The 24,097-nt window shown below is 56.6% G+C and carries 21 protein-coding genes and 2 pseudogenes; 7 read left to right on the top strand and 16 right to left on the bottom strand.

The genetic code is table 11. The annotated features are described in order from the left end of the window. Nucleotides 1-14: 14 nt before the first annotated feature. The 15 genes and pseudogenes from IM303_RS11860 to IM303_RS11925 all read right to left on the bottom strand — a co-directional run bounded on the left by IM303_RS11860 (nucleotide 15) and on the right by IM303_RS11925 (nucleotide 16,180). Nucleotides 15-383 (bottom strand): hypothetical protein, encoded by a 369-nt coding sequence (locus tag IM303_RS11860; RefSeq protein WP_193359961.1) that lies wholly within the window; start codon nucleotides 381-383, stop codon nucleotides 15-17. Nucleotides 384-470: 87 nt separating this feature from the next. Beyond that, the gene (locus IM303_RS11865; protein ID WP_083264082.1) at nucleotides 471-1,031 is read right to left on the bottom strand and encodes an RNA polymerase sigma factor; all 561 of its coding nucleotides are present in this window, start codon (nucleotides 1,029-1,031) and stop codon (nucleotides 471-473) included. Between the two features lie 5 nt (nucleotides 1,032-1,036). Continuing rightward, on the bottom strand, nucleotides 1,037-1,456 hold the full coding sequence (locus tag IM303_RS11870) for a hypothetical protein (RefSeq protein WP_028013212.1): 420 nt from the start codon (nucleotides 1,454-1,456) through the stop codon (nucleotides 1,037-1,039). Nucleotides 1,457-1,649: 193 nt separating this feature from the next. Continuing rightward, nucleotides 1,650-1,871: pseudogene (locus IM303_RS22380) on the bottom strand (transposase); the annotation flags it as partial. 484 nt (nucleotides 1,872-2,355) lie between these two features. Next, complete coding sequence (locus IM303_RS11880) at nucleotides 2,356-3,336, bottom strand: MAE_28990/MAE_18760 family HEPN-like nuclease (protein WP_193359962.1); 981 nt, start codon at nucleotides 3,334-3,336, stop codon at nucleotides 2,356-2,358. 2 nt (nucleotides 3,337-3,338) lie between these two features. Then, complete coding sequence (locus IM303_RS11885) at nucleotides 3,339-4,520, bottom strand: DUF262 domain-containing protein (RefSeq protein WP_227014153.1); 1,182 nt, start codon at nucleotides 4,518-4,520, stop codon at nucleotides 3,339-3,341. Nucleotides 4,521-4,763: 243 nt separating this feature from the next. Then, a pseudogene (locus tag IM303_RS22260) lies at nucleotides 4,764-5,156 on the bottom strand (replication endonuclease); the annotation flags it as partial. 38 nt (nucleotides 5,157-5,194) lie between these two features. Then, nucleotides 5,195-6,745 (bottom strand): methyl-accepting chemotaxis protein, encoded by a 1,551-nt coding sequence (locus IM303_RS11890; protein ID WP_193359963.1) that lies wholly within the window; start codon nucleotides 6,743-6,745, stop codon nucleotides 5,195-5,197. 89 nt (nucleotides 6,746-6,834) lie between these two features. Further along, complete coding sequence (locus tag IM303_RS11895; protein ID WP_048999607.1) at nucleotides 6,835-7,851, bottom strand: LacI family DNA-binding transcriptional regulator; 1,017 nt, start codon at nucleotides 7,849-7,851, stop codon at nucleotides 6,835-6,837. Nucleotides 7,852-7,879: 28 nt separating this feature from the next. Beyond that, nucleotides 7,880-9,286, bottom strand: a complete 1,407-nt coding sequence (locus IM303_RS11900; RefSeq protein WP_193359964.1) for a sucrose-6-phosphate hydrolase — start codon at nucleotides 9,284-9,286, stop codon at nucleotides 7,880-7,882. After that, nucleotides 9,286-10,656, bottom strand: coding sequence for a sucrose-specific PTS transporter subunit IIBC (locus IM303_RS11905; RefSeq protein ID WP_193359965.1), 1,371 nt, complete (start codon nucleotides 10,654-10,656; stop codon nucleotides 9,286-9,288). Before IM303_RS11905 ends, IM303_RS11900 begins: the two co-directional genes overlap by 1 nt. 66 nt (nucleotides 10,657-10,722) lie before the next feature. After that, the gene (locus tag IM303_RS11910; RefSeq protein WP_193359966.1) at nucleotides 10,723-12,240 is read right to left on the bottom strand and encodes a carbohydrate porin; all 1,518 of its coding nucleotides are present in this window, start codon (nucleotides 12,238-12,240) and stop codon (nucleotides 10,723-10,725) included. Between the two features lie 172 nt (nucleotides 12,241-12,412). After that, nucleotides 12,413-13,303 carry an aminoimidazole riboside kinase gene (locus IM303_RS11915; RefSeq protein WP_193359967.1) on the bottom strand — a complete coding sequence of 297 codons (891 nt, stop codon included), beginning with the start codon at nucleotides 13,301-13,303 and terminating at the stop codon, nucleotides 12,413-12,415. Nucleotides 13,304-13,391: 88 nt separating this feature from the next. Beyond that, a complete protein-coding gene (locus tag IM303_RS11920; protein ID WP_193359968.1) occupies nucleotides 13,392-14,603 on the bottom strand; it encodes a diguanylate phosphodiesterase in 1,212 nt (403 codons plus the stop codon). A gap of 95 nt (nucleotides 14,604-14,698) precedes the next feature. Further along, on the bottom strand, nucleotides 14,699-16,180 hold the full coding sequence (locus tag IM303_RS11925; RefSeq protein ID WP_048999618.1) for an alpha/beta hydrolase: 1,482 nt from the start codon (nucleotides 16,178-16,180) through the stop codon (nucleotides 14,699-14,701). 266 nt (nucleotides 16,181-16,446) lie between these two features. On the opposite strand from IM303_RS11925, the gene IM303_RS11930 reads away from it, so the two are divergent. From IM303_RS11930 to IM303_RS11960, 7 genes are read left to right on the top strand one after another with little or no spacing between them, the layout of a single operon-like run. After that, entirely contained in the window at nucleotides 16,447-17,301 is an 855-nt protein-coding gene (locus IM303_RS11930; protein WP_045260565.1) for a MurR/RpiR family transcriptional regulator, read from the top strand. 12 nt (nucleotides 17,302-17,313) lie between these two features. Beyond that, complete coding sequence (ddpX, locus tag IM303_RS11935) at nucleotides 17,314-17,889, top strand: D-alanyl-D-alanine dipeptidase (RefSeq protein ID WP_048999620.1); 576 nt, start codon at nucleotides 17,314-17,316, stop codon at nucleotides 17,887-17,889. A 14-nt stretch (nucleotides 17,890-17,903) separates the two neighbouring features. Beyond that, nucleotides 17,904-19,436 carry an ABC transporter substrate-binding protein gene (locus IM303_RS11940; RefSeq protein ID WP_048999622.1) on the top strand — a complete coding sequence of 511 codons (1,533 nt, stop codon included), beginning with the start codon at nucleotides 17,904-17,906 and terminating at the stop codon, nucleotides 19,434-19,436. Between the two features lie 23 nt (nucleotides 19,437-19,459). Beyond that, nucleotides 19,460-20,482: an ABC transporter permease gene (locus tag IM303_RS11945; RefSeq protein ID WP_048999624.1), complete on the top strand. Its 1,023-nt coding sequence runs from the start codon at nucleotides 19,460-19,462 to the stop codon at nucleotides 20,480-20,482. Next, on the top strand, nucleotides 20,479-21,372 hold the full coding sequence (gene ddpC / locus IM303_RS11950) for a D,D-dipeptide ABC transporter permease (protein WP_193359969.1): 894 nt from the start codon (nucleotides 20,479-20,481) through the stop codon (nucleotides 21,370-21,372). The genes IM303_RS11945 and ddpC overlap by 4 nt, the downstream gene beginning before the upstream one ends. After that, complete coding sequence (locus IM303_RS11955; protein ID WP_048999627.1) at nucleotides 21,372-22,358, top strand: ABC transporter ATP-binding protein; 987 nt, start codon at nucleotides 21,372-21,374, stop codon at nucleotides 22,356-22,358. The genes ddpC and IM303_RS11955 overlap by 1 nt, the downstream gene beginning before the upstream one ends. Further along, entirely contained in the window at nucleotides 22,351-23,280 is a 930-nt protein-coding gene (locus IM303_RS11960) for an ABC transporter ATP-binding protein (RefSeq protein ID WP_048999629.1), read from the top strand. The genes IM303_RS11955 and IM303_RS11960 overlap by 8 nt, the downstream gene beginning before the upstream one ends. On the opposite strand, the gene IM303_RS11965 is transcribed toward IM303_RS11960, so the two are convergent. Continuing rightward, entirely contained in the window at nucleotides 23,277-24,026 is a 750-nt protein-coding gene (locus tag IM303_RS11965) for an SDR family NAD(P)-dependent oxidoreductase (RefSeq protein WP_048999630.1), read from the bottom strand. The genes IM303_RS11960 and IM303_RS11965 overlap by 4 nt on opposite strands. Nucleotides 24,027-24,097 lie beyond the last annotated feature (71 nt).

The raw sequence follows: 24,097 nt of genomic DNA on the forward strand, positions 1-24,097 counted from the left end.
GGTGACGATGATTTTCATTCACGGAAAACGCAGTTTTTAAGGTGTATTCGGGGAGGCGGTGCCTGAACCGGCTGTTCCGCGGGAGCGAATGCCCGCCCTTGCGTCAGCAGCTGTAACAGCGCGAAGAAGATAATGATAGCCGGCAGCGCGCCGTCGAAGAACAGCGGCTGGGCACAAAGAAGCGACTGGGCGCCCAGCTGGCAGGGCGATGGCCCGAACTGCTCGGTGCTGCTTTGGGTTGGGGCATCTGCACTCAGTGAAATCTGCGGATCCAGTCCCTGTAAAAAATGGTTGAGCATCACCACACGCTGAACGAGGCAAATCGCCATCGCGAGACAGGTGATGATCAAAAGCCATTTTCCGAGGAGCTGACGGTTGCGCATAATATTCCAGAGTAACAAGACGCCCCGATCATAAACGATAGTGATGAATCTACAAGTGCCGGAAGTGTAAGGTTTTGTCTGTCGCTGCTATTCCCCCGTCAGCGCGTCGTAGATATCCCGCAGACGCGTGCGCAGAAACAGCACCGCCTTGTGCTTGCGGGATAGAAGCGCCTGCTCGCTGGCCCCCGTCTCCTCTGCCAGCATTTTAATGCTGTAGCCGTGCAGCTCGGTCTTTTCAAACACTTCGCGCTGCGGTGGTGGGAGTTCTGACAACGCCTGCCCCAGCTCTTCCCACAGCAGCGTTTTGAGATACTCCTCCTCCGGCGTTTGCGGTACGCCGAACAGGGTTTCGGCCAGCTCGTCTTCCGGAAAACCCTCGTCATCTTCGCCCGTAAAATAGCCGGAGAGCGACACCTCGCGCTTTTTGCGCGCCCGGTCGGTCATCTCGTTACGCGCCGCGCGGAACAGCCAGGCGGCGACGTTTTCGACCGGTTGCTCCACTTTCATCAGCTGATACGTGACTTCCTGCAAAATGTCGTCGGCATCATCGCGAACGGACGTCCGTCCGCGAATGAAGGCTTTCAGCCGGGCGCGACAGGCGTTGAGCGCCGACATCAGCATGGATCCGCCCGCCTCCCCGGCTTTCATTTCGCTCACTCTGCTTCCGGCGTTTTGGGCGCGGCGTCATCGCGCTTATCGTCACGATGGCCATGCCAGCCGCAGTGACCGCGACCGTGACGACCAAAACCTTCGCGACGCTGCTGAATAAACGCCTCGCGCTGTTCAGGCGTCATGTTCATCCAGCGCTCGTGCATCCGGCGGTGCGCGCCAAACATCCCCGGGCGAAAACCTAATCCGCCAAACAGAATGCGGCTCAGCACCAGAATCCCCAGCGCCTGCCAGAATCCGATGGCCTTCACGCCAAGGATCGCCGGAAGCAAGGCGTTCCACAGGGACATCACCAGCAGGCCGAGCACGATGAAAATCACCGCGCCGATGACTAAGCCCTTGCCCATACGGTGACGACCGAATCCGCGCCCGTGACCTCTGCCGTGCATTTCAAAATCTCTCATGGTGTTTACCTCGTTTGCAGTAACTGATTATGGCTTGTGATGAGGTAGACGGATGAGGGAGGGAAATATTGCTGGGATGAGTGAAAAAGTTTGCGGGGAGCGTTTTTCACAAGCCCTCTGAAAGCAATTGCCAATGATCTACACCCAGCATTGGATACAACCGTCAGCTAGTAATGTCGTTTTGTTTATCTTCTTATTTTCCATTCCGCCACCGGACTTCAAACTCTGACGGCGTCTGAAAATTCAGTGCTGAATATGGACGACACTCGTTATAATCCTGCCGCCAACCATTAATAATTTTCCTGGCGTGAACTATATCGCTGAACCAGTGCTCATTCAGAAATTCATCGAGCAATAGTCCGTTAAAGCTCTCAATAAACCCGTTCTGCGTTGGGTTGCCAGCCTGCAAGCACGACGTTGTGACAGACCGGTCGCATCACACATAAACTTAACGGCTTCCCGTTTGTGGTCTGTCATCAGTACTTTCGTCCCAGAACCACCTGAAGCCCCTCCTTATTCAGCATGGCTTCGGCAAGCAGCTTCTTGAGTCTGGCGTTCTCTTTCTCAAGCGACTTCAGGCGCTTAACCTCGGGCACCTCCATACCTCCATACTTTTTGGTGGCGTCGGATATGGCGTGCGTACGGCAGAACTCACGGGCAAAAACCAGGCTTCGGCCTCACGGAGGATACTGATGATCTGTTCGTCGGAGAAACTCTTCTTCATTGGGATCTCCTCGCGAGGCTTATAAATACATTACTAACTTTACATTGTTCTACCTCACAACACAGCCACAAGCTACGACGTGCAATATGTGTGAAATAATAGATATATAACTTAACAAGGATAATAGGCAAAGATGAGTTTATAAAAATAATAAACTCACCTAATTACTCGCCAGTTATCGAAAAACATGAATGCTAGTTTTTCTCTTGGGAAGTCGATCGCATTTGATTCCTATTTCCATATTATTGTCCAACACTGAGAAATCTGCATTAATATCATTGCCATTTAATTTAATGGCACTAAATTTTTGTGTGTAAAAATGAGATGAGTCTTCAAAAAAATAATTCTCAGCCAAGCTTATGACCACGCCTTTATTAAGCACCGCCACGCATGCCCCAGCTTTATTAAATACCTCTGTGACATTACCAATGTTAATGGTTTTTCCAGTAAGTTGTAAGAGAAGAAAAATCTCCTTCTCAAGAAAGGAAGTAATACTGTTAACTAGAAAAAAAATTAATTCACAATTACGCTGAAGTATACTTTGACTACCTATTTGCTCAGGTACGCCATGTGAAGAGTCATTTCTAACCTCAATAAAATTATTAATTTCCGATTCAAAACGTTCCTTAACCCTTTCCTCACTATCATATAATCCATACTCTTTTACAGACGAAATCAACCAACTTTCAAGACCTGTCAGACCTAACCGACTAAATAGTTCAAATAGGACATTAGGTCTAAGGTTATTATCATGCCTAATTAATGCTTCCGCAACAAACTGATAACTAATAAAATTTTCATTAATTGCTCTATGATATTTTTCTATTAAATCTTCATGGTTAAGAGAGCTAAATCTTGGCTGATCAATTCTACTCAGAACATGAGAAAAACCTATTCTATACTCTCTTTTCAGTCCAGGAGATAAATCTGCATAACTTTTATTTTCTGATAAATAATCCAAATATGACGAAAGTGTTTTTTCGATAAAATGTTCAAAAATTGCGTATAGCCGAGTTACGGCCGTAGCGTAAGCGTATTGTCTTATTTTTGTCACTTTAACCGGTGATACTTTACTTAAGCCGGAATAAATATTATTAAATACATCTAAAACAACTATGATATCTCTTTCCGTATTATCCTTAATAACATCAAGCATAATTATTTTCCAATAACATTGATCAATATCTGTCGAAAATCATTAACCCTTAACTCTATATCTTTCTTAGTGCTTGCACGTCCTGTAAAGGATGAAACACCTTTCTCATTAAAAATCTCAATTGTCTGCTTTAAGATTGATTCTTTACAATCAACTATCAAATCATAGTCATCTAATCGCTCACTAAATGAAACCATGACTGCATCATAAACCCCTTTTACTGGCCGACCGTAAAACTCGCCACTTTTATACAATTTGAAAACATCGTCACCATAGATTTCATATGCCAACCGTTGTGTTTTCAGGAATATATCTTTCAGCACTTCAATATCAGTATGCGTAAAATCTTTAGTGCGTATTAGATATAAATCTAAAAAACCCTGAATTCCGTACTTAAAATGCTGCAAATGTCGTAAAGCAAAAAACCTCAATATAACTTCAAGATCTTCCATCTTTTTATAGAAGGCCTCTTCATAAATTTCCAATTTATGGTTATTCTCTTCCTCCTCCGTAAAAGACGGAAGCCCCCATATTTTTCTGAAAAGATCATCTCTCGCAAGTATAAAAAGCATGTCATTCACCAATCCCTTGCTTAAAGAGTTTCTTATCTCCTGTCTTTCTAAACGAACACCACCAGTATTTAATCTTTCAAAAACAAGCTGTCGTAAAAAAATTGCATCCTCTTCATCTGGAGCAGATTCCTTTAATAAAACGATTGAAGAAATAGAACGACGATCAAGGCCTGATTTGATTTTATTGGGTAGATCAGCATAATACATGCCATTGAGTTCCGGCCATAAATCCAATCCAGTTAATTTGAAGCGGTTATTGTAATAATCTGATATGGCTGTAATTCGCTGCTGGCCATCCATTACTTCATAAGAGCCAAAAGATTTCTCGTATAAAAATACAGGAGGGACTGGAATGTTTATAATGAAGGATTCGATAAGTTTTGATTGCCTTTCCTCATCCCACCGAGATCTCCTTTGGTAAAATGGTCGAATCTCCATATAGTTTTGCCGCTCGAGCGCTTGAACGAAATTTGGCAACTTCTCATTGTTAGTCTCAGTTACAATCCTATGCTCTCCTCGCTCATATTTTTCATTTATTTCACTTGCATTCATTTTTGTAGGTCTATCTTTAGGTGCGACATCCCACATTGATAACTCTGAGTCTGAAAACATAATATATTCCTCATTGAAAACTATGCAAAACACCGTTTTCCACATAGAAAACAGTGTATTACTTTACATAACATTCATTAAAAATCAAAAAAATTATTTTTAGACGCTTTTATATAAAACCAACAAAAACGCTTAAAATCAAGAGGTTAGATTATATCACATCAAACCAGCACATGACATTCATCCCACAAATTCATTATTGTCAGCTACAGCTCTTGCTGCCTCAACACGTTCATCAAATTAATCCGCTATGTTTACACCAAGAGGTAGTTTGCGTAGTTCGCGGTATGCTCCCATCATCAACAGTCCAATAGATTGGAATTGCGGAAGATGCCATTTTAACGCCCAAACGATTAACGCTGCGGCTGTAACTATGAGAGGCTTTCCGGTGAAGTGGAAGACCTGACCATCGAACGCATAACACTCAATATTCTAAGCAATGTACTTGGCGATAAAACCTGTTTCGCTACCGTGAATGAGCAGTTTCGCTTAAAAGTCTGGTGCTGCATCTACGTCCTCTTTTAAGGCATAACGGCTCTTAATTTAGGTAATGTGTTTGCATTGATCTGGTTTACATAAAAGTTTCATGTGCCAATGTGGCAGCCCATCGTAATGAACCTTGCCAACGCGCATCCCTCATAAAATAGGCTCCAGTCGGAGCCTCCCTCATAAAATCAAGCCTGCACTGGCAACCTAAAACTCGCAATACTCCGTGAAAGCTGCTGCGCCTGCTCCTCCAGCGAGGCAGCTGCCGCCGCGGACTGCTGCACCAGCGCGGCGTTCTGCTGGGTCACGCCATCCATCTCGGTCACCGCCTGCCCGACCTGGCCGATCCCGCGGCTCTGCTCTTCGGAGGCGACGGAGATCTGCTCCATCAGCGTATTCACCTTATTCACCGACGAAATGATCGCGTCAATCACCTCGCCCGAGCGGCTCACCAGCTCCGCACCGTTTTTGACGCTTGAGACCGACTGCGCAATCAGGCTCTCGATGTCTTTAGCCGCCACCGCGCTTTTCTGCGCGAGAGTACGCACTTCGCTGGCCACCACTGCAAAGCCGCGGCCCTGCGTACCGGCGCGCGCCGCTTCAACCGCCGCGTTCAGCGCCAGAATGTTGGTCTGGAAGGCGATGCTGTTGATCACGCTGGTAATGTCTTCGATGCGCTTCGAGTTCGCCGCGATGGTGTTCATCGTGTCGATGACTTCGCGGGTTACCGCTTCCCCGGTGTGGGCATTTTTCACCGCGTCCTGCACCAGTTTTCCGGCCTGATAGACATTATCGGTATTGTTCGCCACCGTCGCGCTCAGCTCCTCCATGCTAGCCGCCGTCTGGGTCAACGCGGAAGCCTGCTGCTCGGTACGCGAAGCCAGATCGATATTCCCGGCGGCAATCTCCTGCGCCGCGTGCGTCACGGTATGGCTCGCATCGCGCACCTGGGCGATGGTCGCCAGCAGTGCATGACGCATCTGCTCCATCGAGCCCATCAGGTGGTCGATTTCGTTGCTTGAACTCCCCTTCACTGGCACCGGAATGTCCAGCTTGCCCGCTGCAATCTGGCTGCAGTGCTCGCGCGCCAGGTTGACCGGGGCAAAGACAAAGCGCTTCATGAAGATGCTGACTGCAACGATCACCACAACAAACAGGCAGGCAATAACGGCAATCATCACCAGGCCGGAGACGAAATTGCTGCTCGCATCCTCGTTCAGGCTTTTAGCGTATTTCTGGTGGACCGAAAGCACCTGGTCGAGAATGATTTCGTACTGGCGATCGAGACGGGAAACTTCCGGGATCAGCGCGTCAAATTTGGCGACATCGTGCGCCGCAGCGGCATCGATCAGCGGCGCCAGCCCCTGGTTGCGGTAGTTTTGCCAGGCGTCCTGATAGGCACTCACCATCGGTGCTTCATCCGTCAGACGCGGCGAAGCCATAAACGCCGCAAAGGCATTGTCCGCTTTGGTCAGCGCCTCTTTCACTGCGGCAAGCTTTGCAGACTCGTCCGCCGCGTTGCCCGCTTCCACCATCTTCACGTACTCCATCACCCGCACGCGCAGCGTACGGCTGTGGTTGATGGGATCAATAATCGACAGTACCACCTGGATCTCTTTGTTGACGTTATCCAGCGAGTTATTACTTTTAATGATGAGGCCAACGCTCGTCACGGTGCTGACGATAAAGAACAAAAGCAGCGAGAACAGGACAATCAGGGACGACTTTTTCAACGACATAAACCAATACCTCAAGGAGAATTATTCCTTATGGTTATCGGCGCTTCCAAAACTTAAATTAATTAAAGTTATTGATATATCGCCTGGGGCTATACCGCTGACTTATAGCGCCGCTGCAGGGTGGCATCCAGCTTGCGCTGCAATGGCTGCGGCGTCTCCCCTTCGATCAATTTGCCAATCAGATCAAAGCAGTGCCACGCCAGCTGGCGGTTGTCCTGACGAATGGTATCCACCGGGATCGTCAGTGAATCGTAGAGATAGTGATCGTCAAAGCTGGCTAATCTGATATCGCTTTGCAACAGGTTATGCTGGCCCATATAGCGCAGCACCCCTTCCAGCAGCCCGCAGGCGGCGGTGAAAAGCGCTTTTGGCGGACGCTCCAGGCGGGCGCAGAGTTCAGCAAACATCTCGTACCCGGAGCTCGGGTGATAGTTACCGTGAATGATCCACTCGGGGCGCAGCTCCACGCCGGCCTCTCGCAGACCTTGCTTAAAACCGTCCAGACGGTCGCGCGTCGGAGACAGGCGCGGCTGGCCGCCGAGGAAGTAGAATTCATTTGGATGCTGGCGCGCAATGTCCGCTACCAGCGCCGCTGTCGGGGTAATGGAGTCGGTGATCACCAGCGGCAGCGCGCTGTCGTTCATGTGCCGGTCAAAAAGCACCACGGGCAGCTGCTCGCTGAGCTTCAGGTAGTCCGCATCGTTCAGCATGCTGGAGGCCACAATTAGCCCGTCCACCTGACGCGCCACCATATTGTTCACCACCACCGTCTCCTGCCCCGGATTTTCATCGCTGCAGGAGATAAGCAGCTGAACGCCCGCCTCGCGGCACAGCGTCTCCAGCTCGTGAGAAAAGACGGCGAAACCGTAGTTAGTGATCTCGGGAACGACAAGACCAATGGTGTGGCTGCGGTTATCGCGCAGCGAGCGGGCGTGAATGCTGGGCTGATAGTGGTGCTCTTTTGCAATCGCCAGCACGCGCTCGCGCGTCTCTTCCGCCACGCGAAGCTCTTTGCTGCGCCCGTTCAGGACGAGGCTGGCGGTGGCTTTTGACACACCCGCCAGCTCCGCGATGTCTTTTATGGTGACGCGTTTTGTTTTTCTCACAACGACTTAGATCCGGCTGCCAAAACCCTCATTCTATCATGCAGGCGCGCAGCGACCAGTAGCGTAATGTGATGTCGGACGCACCTTCGAATCGCACCCGGGCCGGATGGTCAGGAAAATAGCGGCTGCTCATCACCCCTTCACCGTGATTGATGAAAATTTCGACGCTGGAGCGGTCGCACAGAACGCGCAAATGACGGACGTCGCCCTGCCAGTAGCGGGTCAGCGTTTCACCGGTTTTCAGGCTCGCGCGTTCAAGGCGTACACCCTGCTCATCGACCGTGAGGCGCAGCGCGCCTGCGAAATCGACATTCACCTGCGATGCGCCCAGCTCAAACTCCAGGCACGTCGCGTCCAGTTCCGGCGCCTCGCTGGCGCGCCCCTGCCAGCGCTGCTCATCTTCACGCAGCGCCGCCAGCTCGCGCGCCGGGGTCTGCCAGAGCCTGCCGTCGCGATAGCTGAGTTCGCGCGGGCAGGTCATCTGGTGCATCCAGCCGTACGCCCGGGTTGGCTGAAGCATCTCTTCCCCGTCCGGTACGCCCATCCAGCCGATCAGAATGCGGCGTCCATCCTCCGCCAGGGTGGTTTGCGGGGCGTAGAATTCAAAGCCCGCGTCCAGCTCGTGCAGCTCGCCGTGATCGAATGCGGCGCTGGCATAGTCAAACGCCCCGCTCATCCAGGTGGCCGGATAGGTATTGAGGTAGCGATGCGGCTCGCGCGCCAGCCCCTGCGGGCAGCAGATCAGGACGTGCGTTCCGTCGAGGGCGAACAGGTCCGGGCACTCCCACATATACCCCGCTTCCGTCAGGCCGTTGACGCCGTGGCCGGCGATCTCCCCGCAGGACGTCCAGGCATGCAAATCGGCTGATTTAAACAGCAGCACCTTGCCGCGCTTTTGCACATCCTGCGCACCCAGCACCATGTACCACTCCCCGTCGTGTTGCCATACCTTCGGGTCGCGCACGTGGCCGGTGTAGCCTTCCGGCAACGCCAGTACCGGCCCCAGCTTCGTAAAGGTTCCGTCCGGCTGCTCCACGGCGAGGCACTGCCAGGCGGTGCGGCTGCCGTCATCAAACTTTACGTTGCCGGTGTAGCACAAGGTGAGGACACCGTGGTTGTCCACGGCGCTACCGGAGTAGCAGCCGTTGCGGTCATACTCTTCGTCGGGCATCAGCGCCAGCGGCTCCTGCTGCCAGTGCACCAGGTCCGCAGAGCTCCAGTGCCCCCAGCATTTAAAGCGATGCTCGCAGGCCAGCGGGTTCCACTGATAAAACAGGTGGTAGCGTCCGGCAAACCAGATAAACCCGTTCGGGTCGTTCATCAGCCCCGTCACCGGCGCGGGGTGCCACTGCGGATAATGGCTGTCCGCCTGCGCGCGCGGCTGCCCTTTCATAACGGCCTGCAGGATCGCAGGCCAGCGGGAAAGTTGCGTCATTATTCAGAGTCCGTTTTATATTTCAGCAGCAGCGAGACGGTAAACGCCACGCCGAAGGCAATCACCATGCCGATAATATAGTTAAGGAGCGAGCTGGCCTGAACGATAGCCATGCCCGGAATAGCGGTCAGCCCGACTGCGGTCATGTAGACATGCACTGACACCACCCAGGCTCCGCCCGCCGCGCCGCCGATCAGCGCGGCGATAAACGGCTTAACGAAGCGCAGGTTAATACCAAAAATGGCCGCTTCGGTGATGCCCAGCATCGCCGAGAATGCCGACGGCAGGGTAATGGCTTTGATTTTGGCGTCTTTGGTTTTGAACCACACAGCCAGGCAGGCGCCGCCCTGCGCCACGTTCGCCATGGCCCAGATCGGCAGCAGGAAGTTAACGCCGATCGACGGGTTACCCAGCAGCCCGGCTTCAATCGCGTGGAAGCTGTGGTGAATACCGGTGATCACAATCACCGAGTAAAGCCCGCCGAAGAGCAGCCCGGCAAGCCAGCCCGCGTGGGCGATAAGGGTGCTGAGGATAAAGGAGATACCGTCGCCCAGCGCGCGTCCCGCCGGGCCGATAATCAGCAAGGCGATAAAGCCGGAGATAACCACGGTGAGGAACGGCGTCAGGATCAGGTCTAACGCATCCGGGATCGCGCGGCGCAGATTTTTCTCCACGATGCTCATGAACCAGACGGCCAGCAGCACCGGGAATACCGTGCCCTGATAGCCAATCATCGCGATCTCAAGGCCGAAAAAGTTCATGGTGTGGAAGCCCGACGCCACGCCCCAGGCGTTGGTCAGCGCCGGGTGGGTCAGAATGCCGCCCAGCGTTGCGCCGAGGTACGGGTTACCGCCAAATTCCCGTGCCGCGGTAAAGCCGATCAGGATTGGCAGAATGATAAACGCCGCCGAGCTGCACATGTCCAGCATGATGTAGAGGGCGTTATCCGCGTTGACCCAGCCGTAGGTTTTCACCATGCCGAGCAGGCCCATCAGCAGGCCGGACGCCACAATCGCGGGAATGATCGGGACAAAGATATTGGAAAGCAAACGCGCAATGCGCTGGAACGGGTTCAGCTTGCGCGCCGCGATATCCGCCGCTTCAGACTTGCTGGACTCGCTAATCCCCGCCAGCTGAATAAACGCGGCGTAGACCTTATTCACCACGCCCGTGCCGAAAATGACCTGCATCTGCCCGGCGTTATGAAAACAGCCCTTCACGCCCTCGACCTTGCCAATCGCATGCCGATCGGCAAGCGCGTCGTCGACCAGCACCAGACGAAGACGCGTAGCGCAGTGCGCAGCGCTGGCGATATTTTCCTTGCCGCCCAGCAGCGGAATAAGCTCGCGGGCGATTTGATTAACATCCATAGATACCTCTGCCTGACTTCTTTTTATGATGTGCGAAACGCCCCCGCCGGGCGGGAGCGTGATGGGTTAAAACCAGGTTTCCATCTGGACCCCAAAGTTCCATTCCCCGCCAGCGTTGAAGCCGCTGCTGCCAAAGGCAACATCGCTGGCGTAATTATCCAGTTTGCTGCTCCAGTCCATCCAGGTGGCAAACAGGCGCAGCTCCGGGCGGCTGAAGAAATCGCCGATTTTGCTCGCTTTTAACGTTGGCGCAAAGGTCAGCTTGTAGAAACTGCCGTTCACGGCGTTACGGTCCTTATAGCCTTCCGGATGTAAATCCATGTACTGATAGCTTCCCTCAAACGCCAGCGCGAAGTTCTGGGTCACCTCTTTAATCAGGCGGGTGTTGAGCGTCACCCACTCATAGCTGTCGCCCTTGACGTAGCGATCTTTGCTGCTCTGCGCCAGCACGGCAGGCGCGATACTCCAGCCACCGCCAACAGGCGTGACACCGTAACTTGCGAAGCGCCAGGTATCGGCATCAGACAGCAGCGCCCCGTCGGAACCGATGCTCTTAACTTCTGCGCCCAGGCCGTGACCGTACAGCAGCGCCGTTTTGGCACTCCCTTCCCGCAGGCCGTAGAAGCTCTCGTTGTGCAGCCCCACCAGGGCATGAACGCCGTTATTGGCCGCGTCGGTTTTGATGAGATCGCCGTTAGCGTCTTTACGGTCGTCGTTATCCTTCGCCCGCAGGCCGCTCACCATTACCTGCAGCGGCCCGGCGAAGTGGTTCATGCTGAGGATGTAGTTCTGAACGTTATTGTCGGTCTGCTCCACGCTGCCGAAGTTGCGGCCGTAGATCGAGAAGTTGCTGCGCAGCGAGTCGTTCCACTTCACGTCGTAGACGCCGCCGCCGGTACCGGCCAGGAACACCACGTCGGAATCCAGCCAGTGAATATCAAAATTGTCGCGGTCGAAGCGTTTACCCGCCCAAAAGGTGCTGCCCTTCAGCGCGCCGGTAAAATCAGGCAGGTTACCCAGCTCCGCAAAGGCCTGGCGAATATTGAGATCGCTGGTATCGGCTGACCAGTCGTTATAGGTTCGCTGACCGTCGGCCAGCATCGCCTTGAAGCGCGTAGTCGCCCCGTTATCCAGGGTTTGCTTGTGCTCCAGGTTCAGCTCGACGTAGGTGTCGGCTTCGTTACCCAGACGCCCTACCGCACCGCCGGTTTCCCCGGCTGGCGTCAGGTACGGGCCGCTTTTGCTGCTGGAGGCCGCATCGTTCATCAGCAGGCCGGAACGGGCGTAGCCATGGAACTCAAACCCGCTGCTCTGATCCGCTTTTTTCTCCAGCGCGGCGGTACGCTGCGCCACCGCCTGGGTTGTGGTTTGCGTCTGCTGCTGGGCGGCGACCAGCTGCTGCGTTTTTTGTTCGGCTTCGGTGGCGCGTTTTTCAGCGACCTGCGCACGCGCTTCAGCAGCCTGAAGGCGCTGCTCCATCGCGGCAAGGCGCGCTTCGATACTTGTCATATCCGTCTGGGCAAAAACAGAGGTACTGCCGGCCAGCATGCCTATCATCACGGCAAGTCTGCGTTTTTTATACATTTTGTCGCATCCCTAAAAGTATTAATCGAACGTGCTAAATTGCTAAACCGGTTTAGGCTGCTGATACTAAACCCGGGAATTTTGGATCGGCAATCTTTTTTGCTAAACCGGTTTAGTAAGTGTGATCGAGGCGACAATTCAGGCCGCCGGACGGCGGCCAGTGAAGGAAGGATTACAGGTCGTGCTGCCAGGGCAACGCGGTCATCGCCCCCTTTGCCGTGGTGGCTAACGCGCCACAGCGCTGGGCTAAGGCGATTGCCGGAACCAGCTCCTGACCGGCGGCCAGCCCGTAGAGCAGCCCGGCGACGAAGGCATCGCCCGCGCCAGTGGTATCGACACATTGCACAGGGGTAGCTGGATAGTGTTTCACCGCGCCCTGATGCCAGGCGATAACGCCCTCTTTTCCCTGGGTGACCAGCACCAGGCGCGCCGGGCAGCGCTGCATCAGCGTGTTCAGACCTTCTCTTACATCCGCATTGCCGGTTAAAAATGCCAGTTCCTCAACGGAGAGCTTGACCACGTCGGCGCTTTGGAGGGCCTGTTGCAGGCAGCGACGCAGCGCGTTCTCATCCGGCCAGAGATCCGGGCGAATATTGGGGTCGAAGCTCACGTAGCCGCCCGCCTTCCGGATGGCGTCCATCGCCTGAAAGGTCGCCGAGCGGCTCGGCTCTGCGCTTAGCGCGATGGAACAGACGTGCAGCCACTCGCCCGCGCTGAACGTCGGCAGGTCAGCGGGTTCAAGAAACAGATCGGCGCTCGGGCGCACCATGAAGGTGAACGAGCGTTCGCCGTGGTCGTCCAGATCCACCACCACCGTAGAGGTGCGGTGCGCCGGGTCAAGGCGCATATGCTTCACGTCGACCCGCTCGTCAGCGAGCGTTTTCGCCATAAAGCGCCCGAAAGGATCGTCGCCAACCCTGCCGATAAACGCGCTTTTGCCCCCGAGCCGGGCAATGCCCACCGCGACGTTTGCCGGTGCGCCACCGGGGCACTGCAGTAATTTCCCTTCGCCATCGGGCAATAAATCCACCACCGCATCGCCAAGTACCCAGATTTTTTCCATGTGACCCTCTTAGCTAAACTATGTTAAACCGTTTTAGCTATTTAAACACAGGCAGGGAAAAGGGGAAATAACGCGGGAGGAAATTTGCCTAACGCTTCAGATGCGGCCAGCGAATATCGCCAACGCCGTTAAGCTGCGGACGGGCAAACAGGAAGCCCTGGAAGCGGCGGATCCCGGCAGATTCTAGCCAGCACCACTCCTCTATTTTCTCGATCCCTTCGGCCACCAGGGTAATTTCAAGATCGGAGCAGCAGCTGATGATGGAGCGCACTATCGCCTGCTTCGGGCCGCTGAGATGGATATCGCTGATGATTTCGCGATCGATTTTGATTTTATCCGGCTGGAAGCGGGTCAGCAGCGAAAGACCGGCATAGCCGGAACCGAAATCATCAATCGCCAGGCCAACCCCCTCACCGCGAAGCCGCTTGATGGCGCTGTTAAACTGGTTGAACCCGGAGATCATCTCGTTTTCAGTAACTTCAATGACCACCTGCTCCGGCTGAAGGCCATGCTTTTTAATCTCATCGACCAGAAATTCCACCGCGCCAGGGACATTCACCAGCGACATGGGCAGCAGGTTTACCGCGATTTTATGGCTTCCAATGCCCAGCTTTTCCGCCAGCGCGAAGGCATACGCTTTCGTCTGGAGATCGACTTCATAGATTTTCGCCGGGTCCAGGGAGCTGAAGAAATGTTCCGGGCTGCCGCCGTCATTGCTACGGATAAGCGCCTCAAGGGAGCTGATTTTCCCTTCCGAGGGCTCGACAATTGGCTGCAGCGCAAACTGGCAGGTTTGCCCGGCAATCAGGCCCAGATGTTCGCCAAAGGGTAGCGCTTCGGTCGAGAGCGTCCATTTGTCCGAGGTGTAACGCGTCCCCGACGGGGCCGGACGTTTACCGGTTATAAAGGTCTGAATAAATTTGAACACCCGATCGTCGGAGGTCAGATAGCTGTCCAGCTTGCTGTAGCGCAGCACCGACTGCAGCACTTCTTTCGGCGACTGCGTCTGCAGATCGAACAGCAGCATCCCGACGTTTTCGAAGCGTCTGCGCGGACCGTAATCCCGCATCAGTTCCACCACCCCACTGTGCCGCTTGTCCTCACGGATGGTGTGGAACAGTTTGACCACACTCTCTTCCGACCCTTCAAGGATCTGCAGAACGTCATTCCCTTTTGCCAGGAGGACGCCGGTAATATCCTGTTTTGTGTTGCGGCCTCTGGCGCGCTCCACCAGCTCCCGCAGTTCTTTGGACGGGCGGGATAAATTCAACTGGCTTCGGTAGATCAGCGTCGTCAGCACAAAAAGGGGTTCCAATGATGATGAGAGGTGCCTTGAAGCTACTATGTAACATACTTAATCAATGCGACCTAACATATTCACGCCACAAGGGAACATTACTTTTCCCCATCGCCAATCCTGCTGTCGATCCTCTCCTGCATATAGTCGTAAAACGGGTTCGAGGTGACCCGCATCAGCGCCTCTTTTCCGACGCTCAACACGGACGTTTCTCCCCACAGCGCAATTGTCCCCAGGCTTATCCCGTAGCGGTTTTTCACCCCAGGCTCACGGCCATAGAGATCGTCATCCGGCGGGAACGGCACGGCGATATGCGACAAGGAATAGACATCCTGCGGCCAGGTCTGCACAAGCGGCACAACCGTCTCCCGCGTGCTGCCTGCTAGCGTTGTTTTCGCCACCGTCGAGAAACTGTGTGCGTCCGCATTGGTAATAATCGTGACACCGTAACGTCTCTGCGCAACCGGGAGCAGCGCCGAGGTTGCCGTCCACGACGACGGCTTGAACAGCGGGCGGAAGCTCGCCGCCTGGTTGATGTCAAACACCACCAGCTCGCTGCCGTTTGCCGGAAGCTGGTCAAACAGGCCGGTCACCACCGCGCGGGTGCTGACCGTAGAATCCATGACCGACTGGAACGCCAGCACAGGTGGCAAATTCGCCAGCCTGTTTTCACGCGCCGCGCGGCCAATCTGCTCCTGCAGGGCCTTCGTCAGCAGCCACGACTGGCGGGCGGCGTTCACCGGGAACGAGTTGTATTTATACGGATTATATTCCGGGGAGATATTCAGCCACGCCGCTTTGGCAAACGGCGGCAGCAGCGCCGGTAGCCCTGCAAAACCTGCAAAGCGCGCAAAGGCCGTCACGCCGATCATCGGTGAGAGCAGGATTACCTGCTGCGGCCGACGAAGCACAGAGGAATCCAGCGCATCGAGAGTATATTTCATCGCCAGCGCCCCGCCGTTGGAGTAGCCCACCAGATGCAGCGGCACGTTATCTCCCGTCAGGCGCGTGGCTTCCCGCACGGCAAGACGCGTCGCCGCGAGCCACATCTCCCAGTCAACGTCGGTCAGCGCGCCGGGCGCGGTGCCGTGTCCGGGCAGGCGCGGAACCACGGCCACGAAGCCGTGCTGCTGATAATTTTCGGCAAGGTGCCTGACGCTGTAAGGCGAGTCCGTCAGTCCGTGCAGCAATACCACCGCGCCACGGGGTTTTCCTGCTGGCATCAGCACAAACGAACGGTTGGCATCGGGCGTGAACTGACCCGGCCAAACCAGGCTCTGGCGATAATAGCGGTTTAGCGGCGTTTGTTCCTGGCCCGCTGTTTTCGCCGTCACCGCCCTATCAAGCTCGGCGAAAATGGCGTTTTCCCGGGCAACATACCCGGCAAAGTTGGTGTTATCGAGTTCACGCACGGACATCTCGTCCGCCCGCCAGGTGTGCCAGAGGTGCAGGTCCGGCCCCTGCTGCGAGAGATAGACCCGCACCGCCAGCAGGACGACCAGGACGATCCCCACGACCATCCCTGTTTTCTTTGCAAGCGCCGCCAGGCGCACGCTGATTCGCCAGGGCAAATTCGCCATGCCGGGATCCCTTTTATGTTCACTGTCCTTTTATCTTATCAAAAATGTGAACGGACTGACGTATTCATCAAATTCATACCTGCCGCGTCAGCCGCTGCACCAAAAGTGAACTACGCTGCACAAATGTTGATCATTGGTTAACTAAATATTGCGTGAAATTAACAGCACGGCGGGTTTTTACCTCACCGTGAACATGGCACGCGTCGTGCATTGTTAACCCGGTAACACAAATCCAGCTTTTGACAGCCAGTTAACAGCGAGGCGGTATGACGACGAAACCCGAGATGTTGAGCCGTATCGAAGCGACGTTCAGCCAGCTCACTCCCAGCGAAAAGCGGGTCGGGAGCTGGCTGCTGGCGCACGCCGCGCAAATCCCGTTTGAAACCGCGGAGAGCGTCGGTCTGGCGAGCGGGACCAGCGGGATCACCGTCGGACGCTTCCTGCGCAAGCTGGGGTATCGCAACCTGGAAGATGTCAAAAAGAGCCTGCGCGATCCGTATCAGCCCTGGGGCATGAACGAGCGGCTGGACTCCTGGCAGCAGCAGCGTCCCCTGCCCAACCGCCTTCAGCATGCCCTGTCGCTGGAGGTGGACGCCATTACGCAGGTGTATCAGCTGGCGCAAACGGACGCCTTCCGTCAGGTGGTGCACAACCTGGCCCACGCCGACGCGGTGTTTGTGCTGGGGATCCAGTCCACGCGCGGGATCGCCAACGCCTTCTTCAGCCATCTCGAGTACCTTCGCCCGCGCGTGAGCTATTCCGAAGGCGCGTCCGGCAGCTGGGTGGAATCCCTCAACTCCGGGTTTTCGCACCCTTACGTTGTGCTGACCGATACGCGCACCTACTCCACGATGGCCCGCCAGTACTGCCGCGTGGCGAGCGAAAAAGGGATCCCGTTGGCCTTAATCACCGACATCTGGTGCCCGTGGGCACGGGATTACCCGATGGATTTACTGCAGGTGAAAACCGATACCGGTCATTTCTGGGATTCACTTGCCCCCGTGAGCTGTCTGTTCAACCTGCTGCTGTCGGGCGTAGTGGAAGCGCTGGGTGATGCGCTCCCGACGCGTCTGGCGGTAAACCGACAATTACAACAAGAGTTTGGTCAATTCGAACGCTAAAGGAGCGGAGCTATGCCCGAAGAGAGTGAACTGATTGACGTGGCGAAGACGTTTCCCACGCTGCATATCGACCTGAAGTACGCCACCGCCGACAACATCACCGGCAGGCCGATCTATCAGGAGGCGCTGTGCCTGCTGCATACCGACGCCGCCACCGCGCTGGCAAAAGCCATCAGCATTGCCGCCCTGGCCGGGCTGAAGCTGGTGGTGTATGACGCCTACCGGCCGCAGCAGGCGCAGGCCCAGCTGTGGGACGCCTGCCCGAACCCGGAGTATGTGGTCGATGTGGCAATTGGCTCCAATCACAGCCGCGGTACGGCCATCGACGTCACCCTGATGGACGAGCATAACAGCGTGCTGGATATGGGCGCCGGCTTTGACGAAATGCATGACCGTTCGCATCCCTATCACCCTTCCGTACCCCCGCACGCGCAGCGCAACCGTCTGCTGCTGAATGCCATCATGTTCGGCGGCGGTTTTGTGGGGATTAGCAGCGAATGGTGGCACTTCGAACTGCCGAACGCCGCCAGCTACCCGCTGCTTGAAGACCGTTTTGCCTGTTTTCCCCTGACGCACACCTCTCTTTAACCTGGAGCACTGCCATGAAAACATCGCTTCTCACGACTCTGATTGCCGCCACGCTGGCGTTGAGCGCCCCGCTGGCGCTGGCCGCCGTCCCGAAAGACATGCTGGCGATCGGTAAAGCCGCCGACCCGCAAACGCTCGACCCTGCCATCACCATCGATAACAACGACTGGACCGTCACCTATCCGTCCTACCAGCGTCTGGTCAAGTACAAGCCCGGCTCTACCGAGGTGGAGGGCGATCTGTCGACGGGCTGGAAGGCGTCCGACGACCAGAAAGAGTGGACCTTTACCCTGGCGGATAACGCCAAATTCTCCGACGGCACGCCGGTCACCGCCGAAGCGGTCAAACTCTCCTTTGAGCGCCTGCTGAAGCTCGGCCAGGGGCCGTCTGAAGCCTTCCCGAAGGATCTGAAAATTGATGCCGTCGATGACCACACGGTGAAATTCACCCTCAGCCAGCCGTTCGCGCCTTTCCTCTACACGCTGGCAAACGACGGGGCGTCCGTCATTAACCCGGCGGTGCTGAAGGCCAATGCCGCGGACGACGCGCGCGGTTTTCTGGCGCAAAATACCGCCGGTTCCGGGCCGTATATGCTGAAGAGCTGGCAGAAAGGCCAGCAGCTGATCCTGGTGCCGAACCCTCACTGGTCGGGCGACAAGCCGCACTTTAAGCGCGTCTCGGTGAAAATTATCGGTGAAAGCGCCTCGCGCCGACTGCAGCTTTCCCGCGGCGATCTGGACATTGCCGACTCCCTGCCGGTCGATCAGCTTGCGGCCCTGAAGCAGGAAGGCAAAGTCGCCGTCGCGGAATACCCCTCCCTGCGCGTGACCTATCTCTATCTCAACAACAGCAAAGCGCCGCTCAATCAGGTGGATTTACGCCGGGCCATCTCCTGGGCGACGGACTATCAGGGAATGGTAAAAGGCATTCTGAGCGGCAACGGCAAGCAGATGCGCGGCCCGATCCCGGAAGGCATGTGGGGCTTTGACGCCGCGGCAATGCAGTACAGCTTCGACGAGGCCAAAGCCAAAGCGGCGCTGGAGAAGGTCAAAGACAAGCCCGCCAGCCTGACCTTCCTTTACTCGGACAACGATCCGAACTGGGAGCCTATCGCCCTCTCCACTCAGGCGAGCCTTGGCAAGATCGGCATTAACGTCAAGCTGGAAAAACTGGCCAATGCCACCATGCGCGACCGCGTCGGCAAAGGCGATTACGACATTGCCATCGGCAACTGGAGCCCGGACTTTGCCGACCCGTACATGTTCATGAACTACTGGTTCGAATCGGACAAAAAAGGGCTGCCGGGCAACCGCTCGTTCTATGAGAACAAAGAGGTGGATTCGCTGCTGCAGGCTGCGCTGAAAACCACCGACCAGGCGGAACGCACCAAAGATTACCAGCAGGCACAAAAGGTGGTGATTGACGAAGCGGCCTACGTCTATCTGTTCCAGAAGAACTACCAGCTGGCGATGAACAAAGAGGTCAAAGGCTTCACCTTTAATCCGATGCTCGAGCAGGTGTTCAACATCGCCACCATGAGTAAATAACGGTTCTCGTCGGGGGAAAGCGTATGACGTTCTGGAGCATCGTGCGCCAGCGCTGCTGGGGGTTACTCCTGGTGGTGGCCGGTGTCTGTATTATTACCTTTATTATTTCACACATGATCCCCGGCGACCCGGCGCGTCTGCTGGCGGGCGATCGCGCCAGCGACGAAATCGTGCAGAACATTCGCCAGCAGCTGGGGCTGGATCGGCCGCTGTATGTGCAGTTTGGCCGCTACGTGGACGCCCTGGCCCACGGTGATTTAGGCACATCCATCCGTACCGGACGCCCGGTTGCGGAAGACCTGAAGGCCTTTTTCCCCGCCACGCTGGAGCTGGCCTTTTGTTCTTTGCTGCTGGCGCTGGTGACCGGCGTGCCGCTGGGGATTTTGTCGGCGGTGTACCGCAACCGCTGGCTGGATCACCTGGTGCGTTTAATGGCGATGACCGGGATTTCCACGCCTGCATTCTGGCTTGGGCTGGGCGTGATTGTCCTGTTCTACGGGCATCTGCAGATTCTGCCGGGCGGCGGCAGGCTGGACGACTGGCTCGATCCGCCGACGCACGTCACCGGGTTTTATCTGCTGGACGCCCTGCTGGAAGGCAACGGTGAAGTCTTTTTCAACGCGCTGCAGCACCTGATTTTACCCTCGCTGACGCTGGCGTTTGTTCACCTGGGCATCGTGGCGCGCCAGGTGCGCTCGGCGATGCTGGAGCAGCTTAGCGAGGACTACATCCGCACCGCACGCGCCAGCGGGCTGCCCGGCTGGTACATCGTCCTGCGCTACGCCCTGCCGAATGCGATGATCCCGTCCATTACCGTGCTCGGGCTGGCGCTGGGCGACCTGCTTTACGGCGCCGTCCTGACCGAAACCGTCTTTGCCTGGCCTGGTATGGGCGCCTGGGTGGTGACGTCCATTCAGGCGCTGGACTTCCCGGCGGTGATGGGCTTTGCCGTCGTCGTTTCGCTGGCCTACGTGCTGGTTAATCTGGTGGTCGATCTGCTTTACCTGTGGATTGACCCGCGAATCGGGCGCGGAGGTGCCGAATGATGTTAACGCAGGAAACGCCCGTCCCGGTGAAAACCGCCAGACAACGTATCAATTGGGCAAAGCTGTTCTGGATGCTGCGCCAAAGCCCGCTCACGATTGTCGGCGGCGTCATTATGATCGCGATGCTTTTGCTGATGGTGACCTCGCCGTGGATAGTGCCGCATGACCCGAACGCGCTGGATCTCACCGCCCGCCTGCAGGCACCTTCTGCGCAACACTGGTTTGGTACCGATGAGGTGGGACGCGACCTGTTCAGCCGTGTGCTGACGGGCAGCCAGCAGTCGATTACCGCCGGGCTGGCGGTGGTGGTGATTGCGGGCGGCATTGGCTCGCTGCTGGGCTGTTTGTCCGGCGTACTGGGCGGGCGCGGCGACGCCGTCATCATGCGGGTGATGGACATTATGCTCTCCATTCCTTCTCTGGTGCTGACCATGGCGCTGGCCGCCGCGCTCGGTCCGAGCCTGTTTAACGCCATGCTGGCGATTGCGATTGTCCGCATACCGTTCTACGTGCGGCTGGCGCGCGGGCAAACCCTGGTGGTGCGTCAGTTCACCTACGTTCAGGCCGCCCGCACCTTTGGCGCGTCCCGCTGGCATTTGCTCCGCTGGCACATCCTGCGCAACGCCCTGCCGCCGCTGATCGTGCAGGCGTCGCTGGATATCGGCAGCGCCATTCTGATGGCCGCCACGCTGGGGTTTATTGGCCTGGGGGCGCAGCAGCCCACCGCCGAATGGGGCGCGATGGTGGCCGTGGGCCGTAACTACGTCCTGGACCAGTGGTGGTACTGCGCCTTTCCCGGTGCGGCAATTTTGATTACCGCCGTGGGCTTTAATCTGTTTGGCGACGGTATCCGCGATCTGCTGGATCCGAAGTCAGGAGGCAAACAGTAATGACCGAACCGGTACTCAATATTGAAGACCTGCACCTGAGCTTCCCGGTTTTTCGCGGGGAGGTCCACGCCCTGAACCACGTTTCGCTTGAGATCGGCAGGGGCGAAATTGTCGGCGTGGTGGGCGAATCAGGGTCGGGCAAATCCGTTACCGCCATGCTCGCCATGCGCCTGCTGCCAGAGGGCAGCTACCGTATTCATCACGGTCAGGTGAGATTACTCGGTGAAAACGTCCTGACAGCGTCCGAGAAACAGCTTCGCCAGTGGCGCGGCGCTAAAGTGGCGATGATTTTTCAGGAGCCCATGACCGCCCTCAACCCGACGCGGCGGATTGGCAAACAGATGGTGGAGGTGATCCGCCAGCATCAGCCGCGTTCCCGGCGCGAGGCGCAGCAGAAGGCGATCGCCCTGCTGGAAGAGATGCAAATTCCGGACGCGAAGCAGGTCATGGCGCGTTATCCGTTTGAACTCTCCGGCGGCATGCGCCAGCGGGTGATGATCGCCCTTGCCTTCTCCTGCGAGCCGGAGCTGATCATCGCCGACGAGCCGACCACCGCGCTGGACGTGACCGTCCAGCTCCAGGTGCTGCGCTTACTGAAGCATAAGGCGAAGGCCAGCGGCACCTCGGTGCTGTTTATCAGCCATGATATGGCCGTAGTGTCCCAGCTCTGCGACAGAATGTACGTAATGTATGCGGGCAGCGTGATAGAGAGCGGCGCCACGCAAACGCTGATCCACCACCCTGTGCATCCCTATTCTATCGGCCTGCTGCGGTGCGCGCCGGAAAACGGCCAGCCGCGCGACCTGCTTCCCGCCATCCCCGGCACGGTGCCTAACCTGAGCCAGCTTCCGCAGGGGTGCGCGTTCCGCGAGCGCTGCTTTGCCGCGGGGGCGAAATGCAGCGAAACGCCGCGCCTGCAGCCCCAAGGCGCAGAGGGCCAACAGGCTGCCTGCTGGTATCCACAACGGGAGAAACACCATGTCTGATGTACTGCTGGAACTGGATAGCGTGCACGTGAACTTTGCGGCGCGCAAAAACTGGCTGGGCCGCGTGACGGAACGGGTCCATGCGCTCAACGGGCTGGATCTCCAGATCCGTCGGGGCGAAACGCTGGGCGTTGTCGGGGAATCCGGCTGCGGGAAAAGCACGCTGGCGCAGCTGCTGATGGGGATGCTTAAACCCAGCATCGGCGGATGCCAGCGTGCCCACCACGCCGGTGGCATGCAGATGGTGTTTCAGGATCCGCTCTCCTCGCTCGACCCTCGATTGCCGGTCTGGCGCATCATTACCGAGCCGGTGTGGGTGCAAAAACGCAGCAGCGAGCGCGAGCGCCGCCAGCTGGCGGCAGATCTGGCGCTGCAGGTGGGCATTCGCCCGGAATACCTCGAACGCCTTCCACACGCCTTCTCCGGCGGGCAGCGCCAGCGCATTGCCATCGCCCGGGCGCTTTCGTCCGATCCTGATATCATCGTGCTCGATGAACCCACCAGCGCGCTGGATATCTCCGTGCAGGCGCAAATCCTCAACCTGCTGGTGACGCTACAGCAGCAGCGTAATCTGACTTACGTACTGATCTCGCATAACGTCTCGGTGGTCAGACACATGAGCGACCGCGTGGCGGTGATGTATCTCGGACAGATTGTGGAGCTGGGCAGCGCCGCGCAGGTACTTGGCGAACCGCGCCACCCCTATACCCGCCTGCTGCTCGATTCGGTTCCCCGCACCGGAGAGCCGCTGGATGAAACGCTGGCGTTACGCAAAACGGAGCTTCCCGGCAACCGTCACCTGCCCGAAGGTTGTTTTTTCCGCGACCGCTGCCCGATGGCCGCGCAGGGGTGCGAACGTCCTCAGCCGCTACAGCCCTCTCGCGAGGGCCGTCACGTTCGCTGCTGGCGCAGCCTGGGTTAAATTTGCGCCATCCCGCCGTCCACAAACAGCTCGGTGGCGTTGATAAAGCTGGCCGCGTCGGAGGCCAGAAACGCCACCGCTTTACCCACCTCGCCCGGCGCACCTAAACGTCCGAGCGGCACCTGCGCGGCCAGCGCGTCGTACAGCCCCTGGCGGTGTTCTTCCGGCACCAGGTCCCCTAAACCAGGCGTTTTGATCGGACCTGGGCTTACGACATTGACGCGGATCCCACGGCCCTGCAAATCCAGCGCCCAGGAGCGGGCAAAGTTACGCACCGCGGCCTTACTGGCGCTGTAGACGCTGAAGTTGGCCGTCCCCTTAATCGACACCGTCGAGCCGGTCAGAATGATCGACGAGCCGGTTGATAACAGCGGCAGCGCCTTCTGCACCGTGAACAGCACCCCGCGAACGTTGGTGCCAAAAATCCGGTCAAACTGTTCTTCGGTGATCGCGCCCAGCGGCAGCATATCGCCGCCACCCGCATTGGCGAACAGAATATCGAGACGGCCTTCTTCTTTTGCTATCCGGGAATAAACCGCATCCAGATCGGCAAGCTTAGAGACGTCCGCGCGAATGCCCACTGCGTCAGAAGCAATCTCTGCTACCGCGGCGTCAAGTTCGGCCTGACGACGCCCGGTGATGTACACCTTCGCGCCCTGTGCCGCCAGCTCCTGCGCCGTGGCAAGACCAATACCGGTGCTGCCGCCGGTGACCAGTGCAATTTTTCCTGAGAGAGTCGTGTTCATGTCATTTACCTTTTTGTGTTTGCGTTGGACAGACTTTATCCCTTGCGACATTTGTGAAAAATGGGCAAAAA

It is taken from the genome of Enterobacter cloacae complex sp. P38RS (assembly GCF_014930775.1).
GTDB lineage: Bacteria > Pseudomonadota > Gammaproteobacteria > Enterobacterales > Enterobacteriaceae > Enterobacter > Enterobacter bugandensis.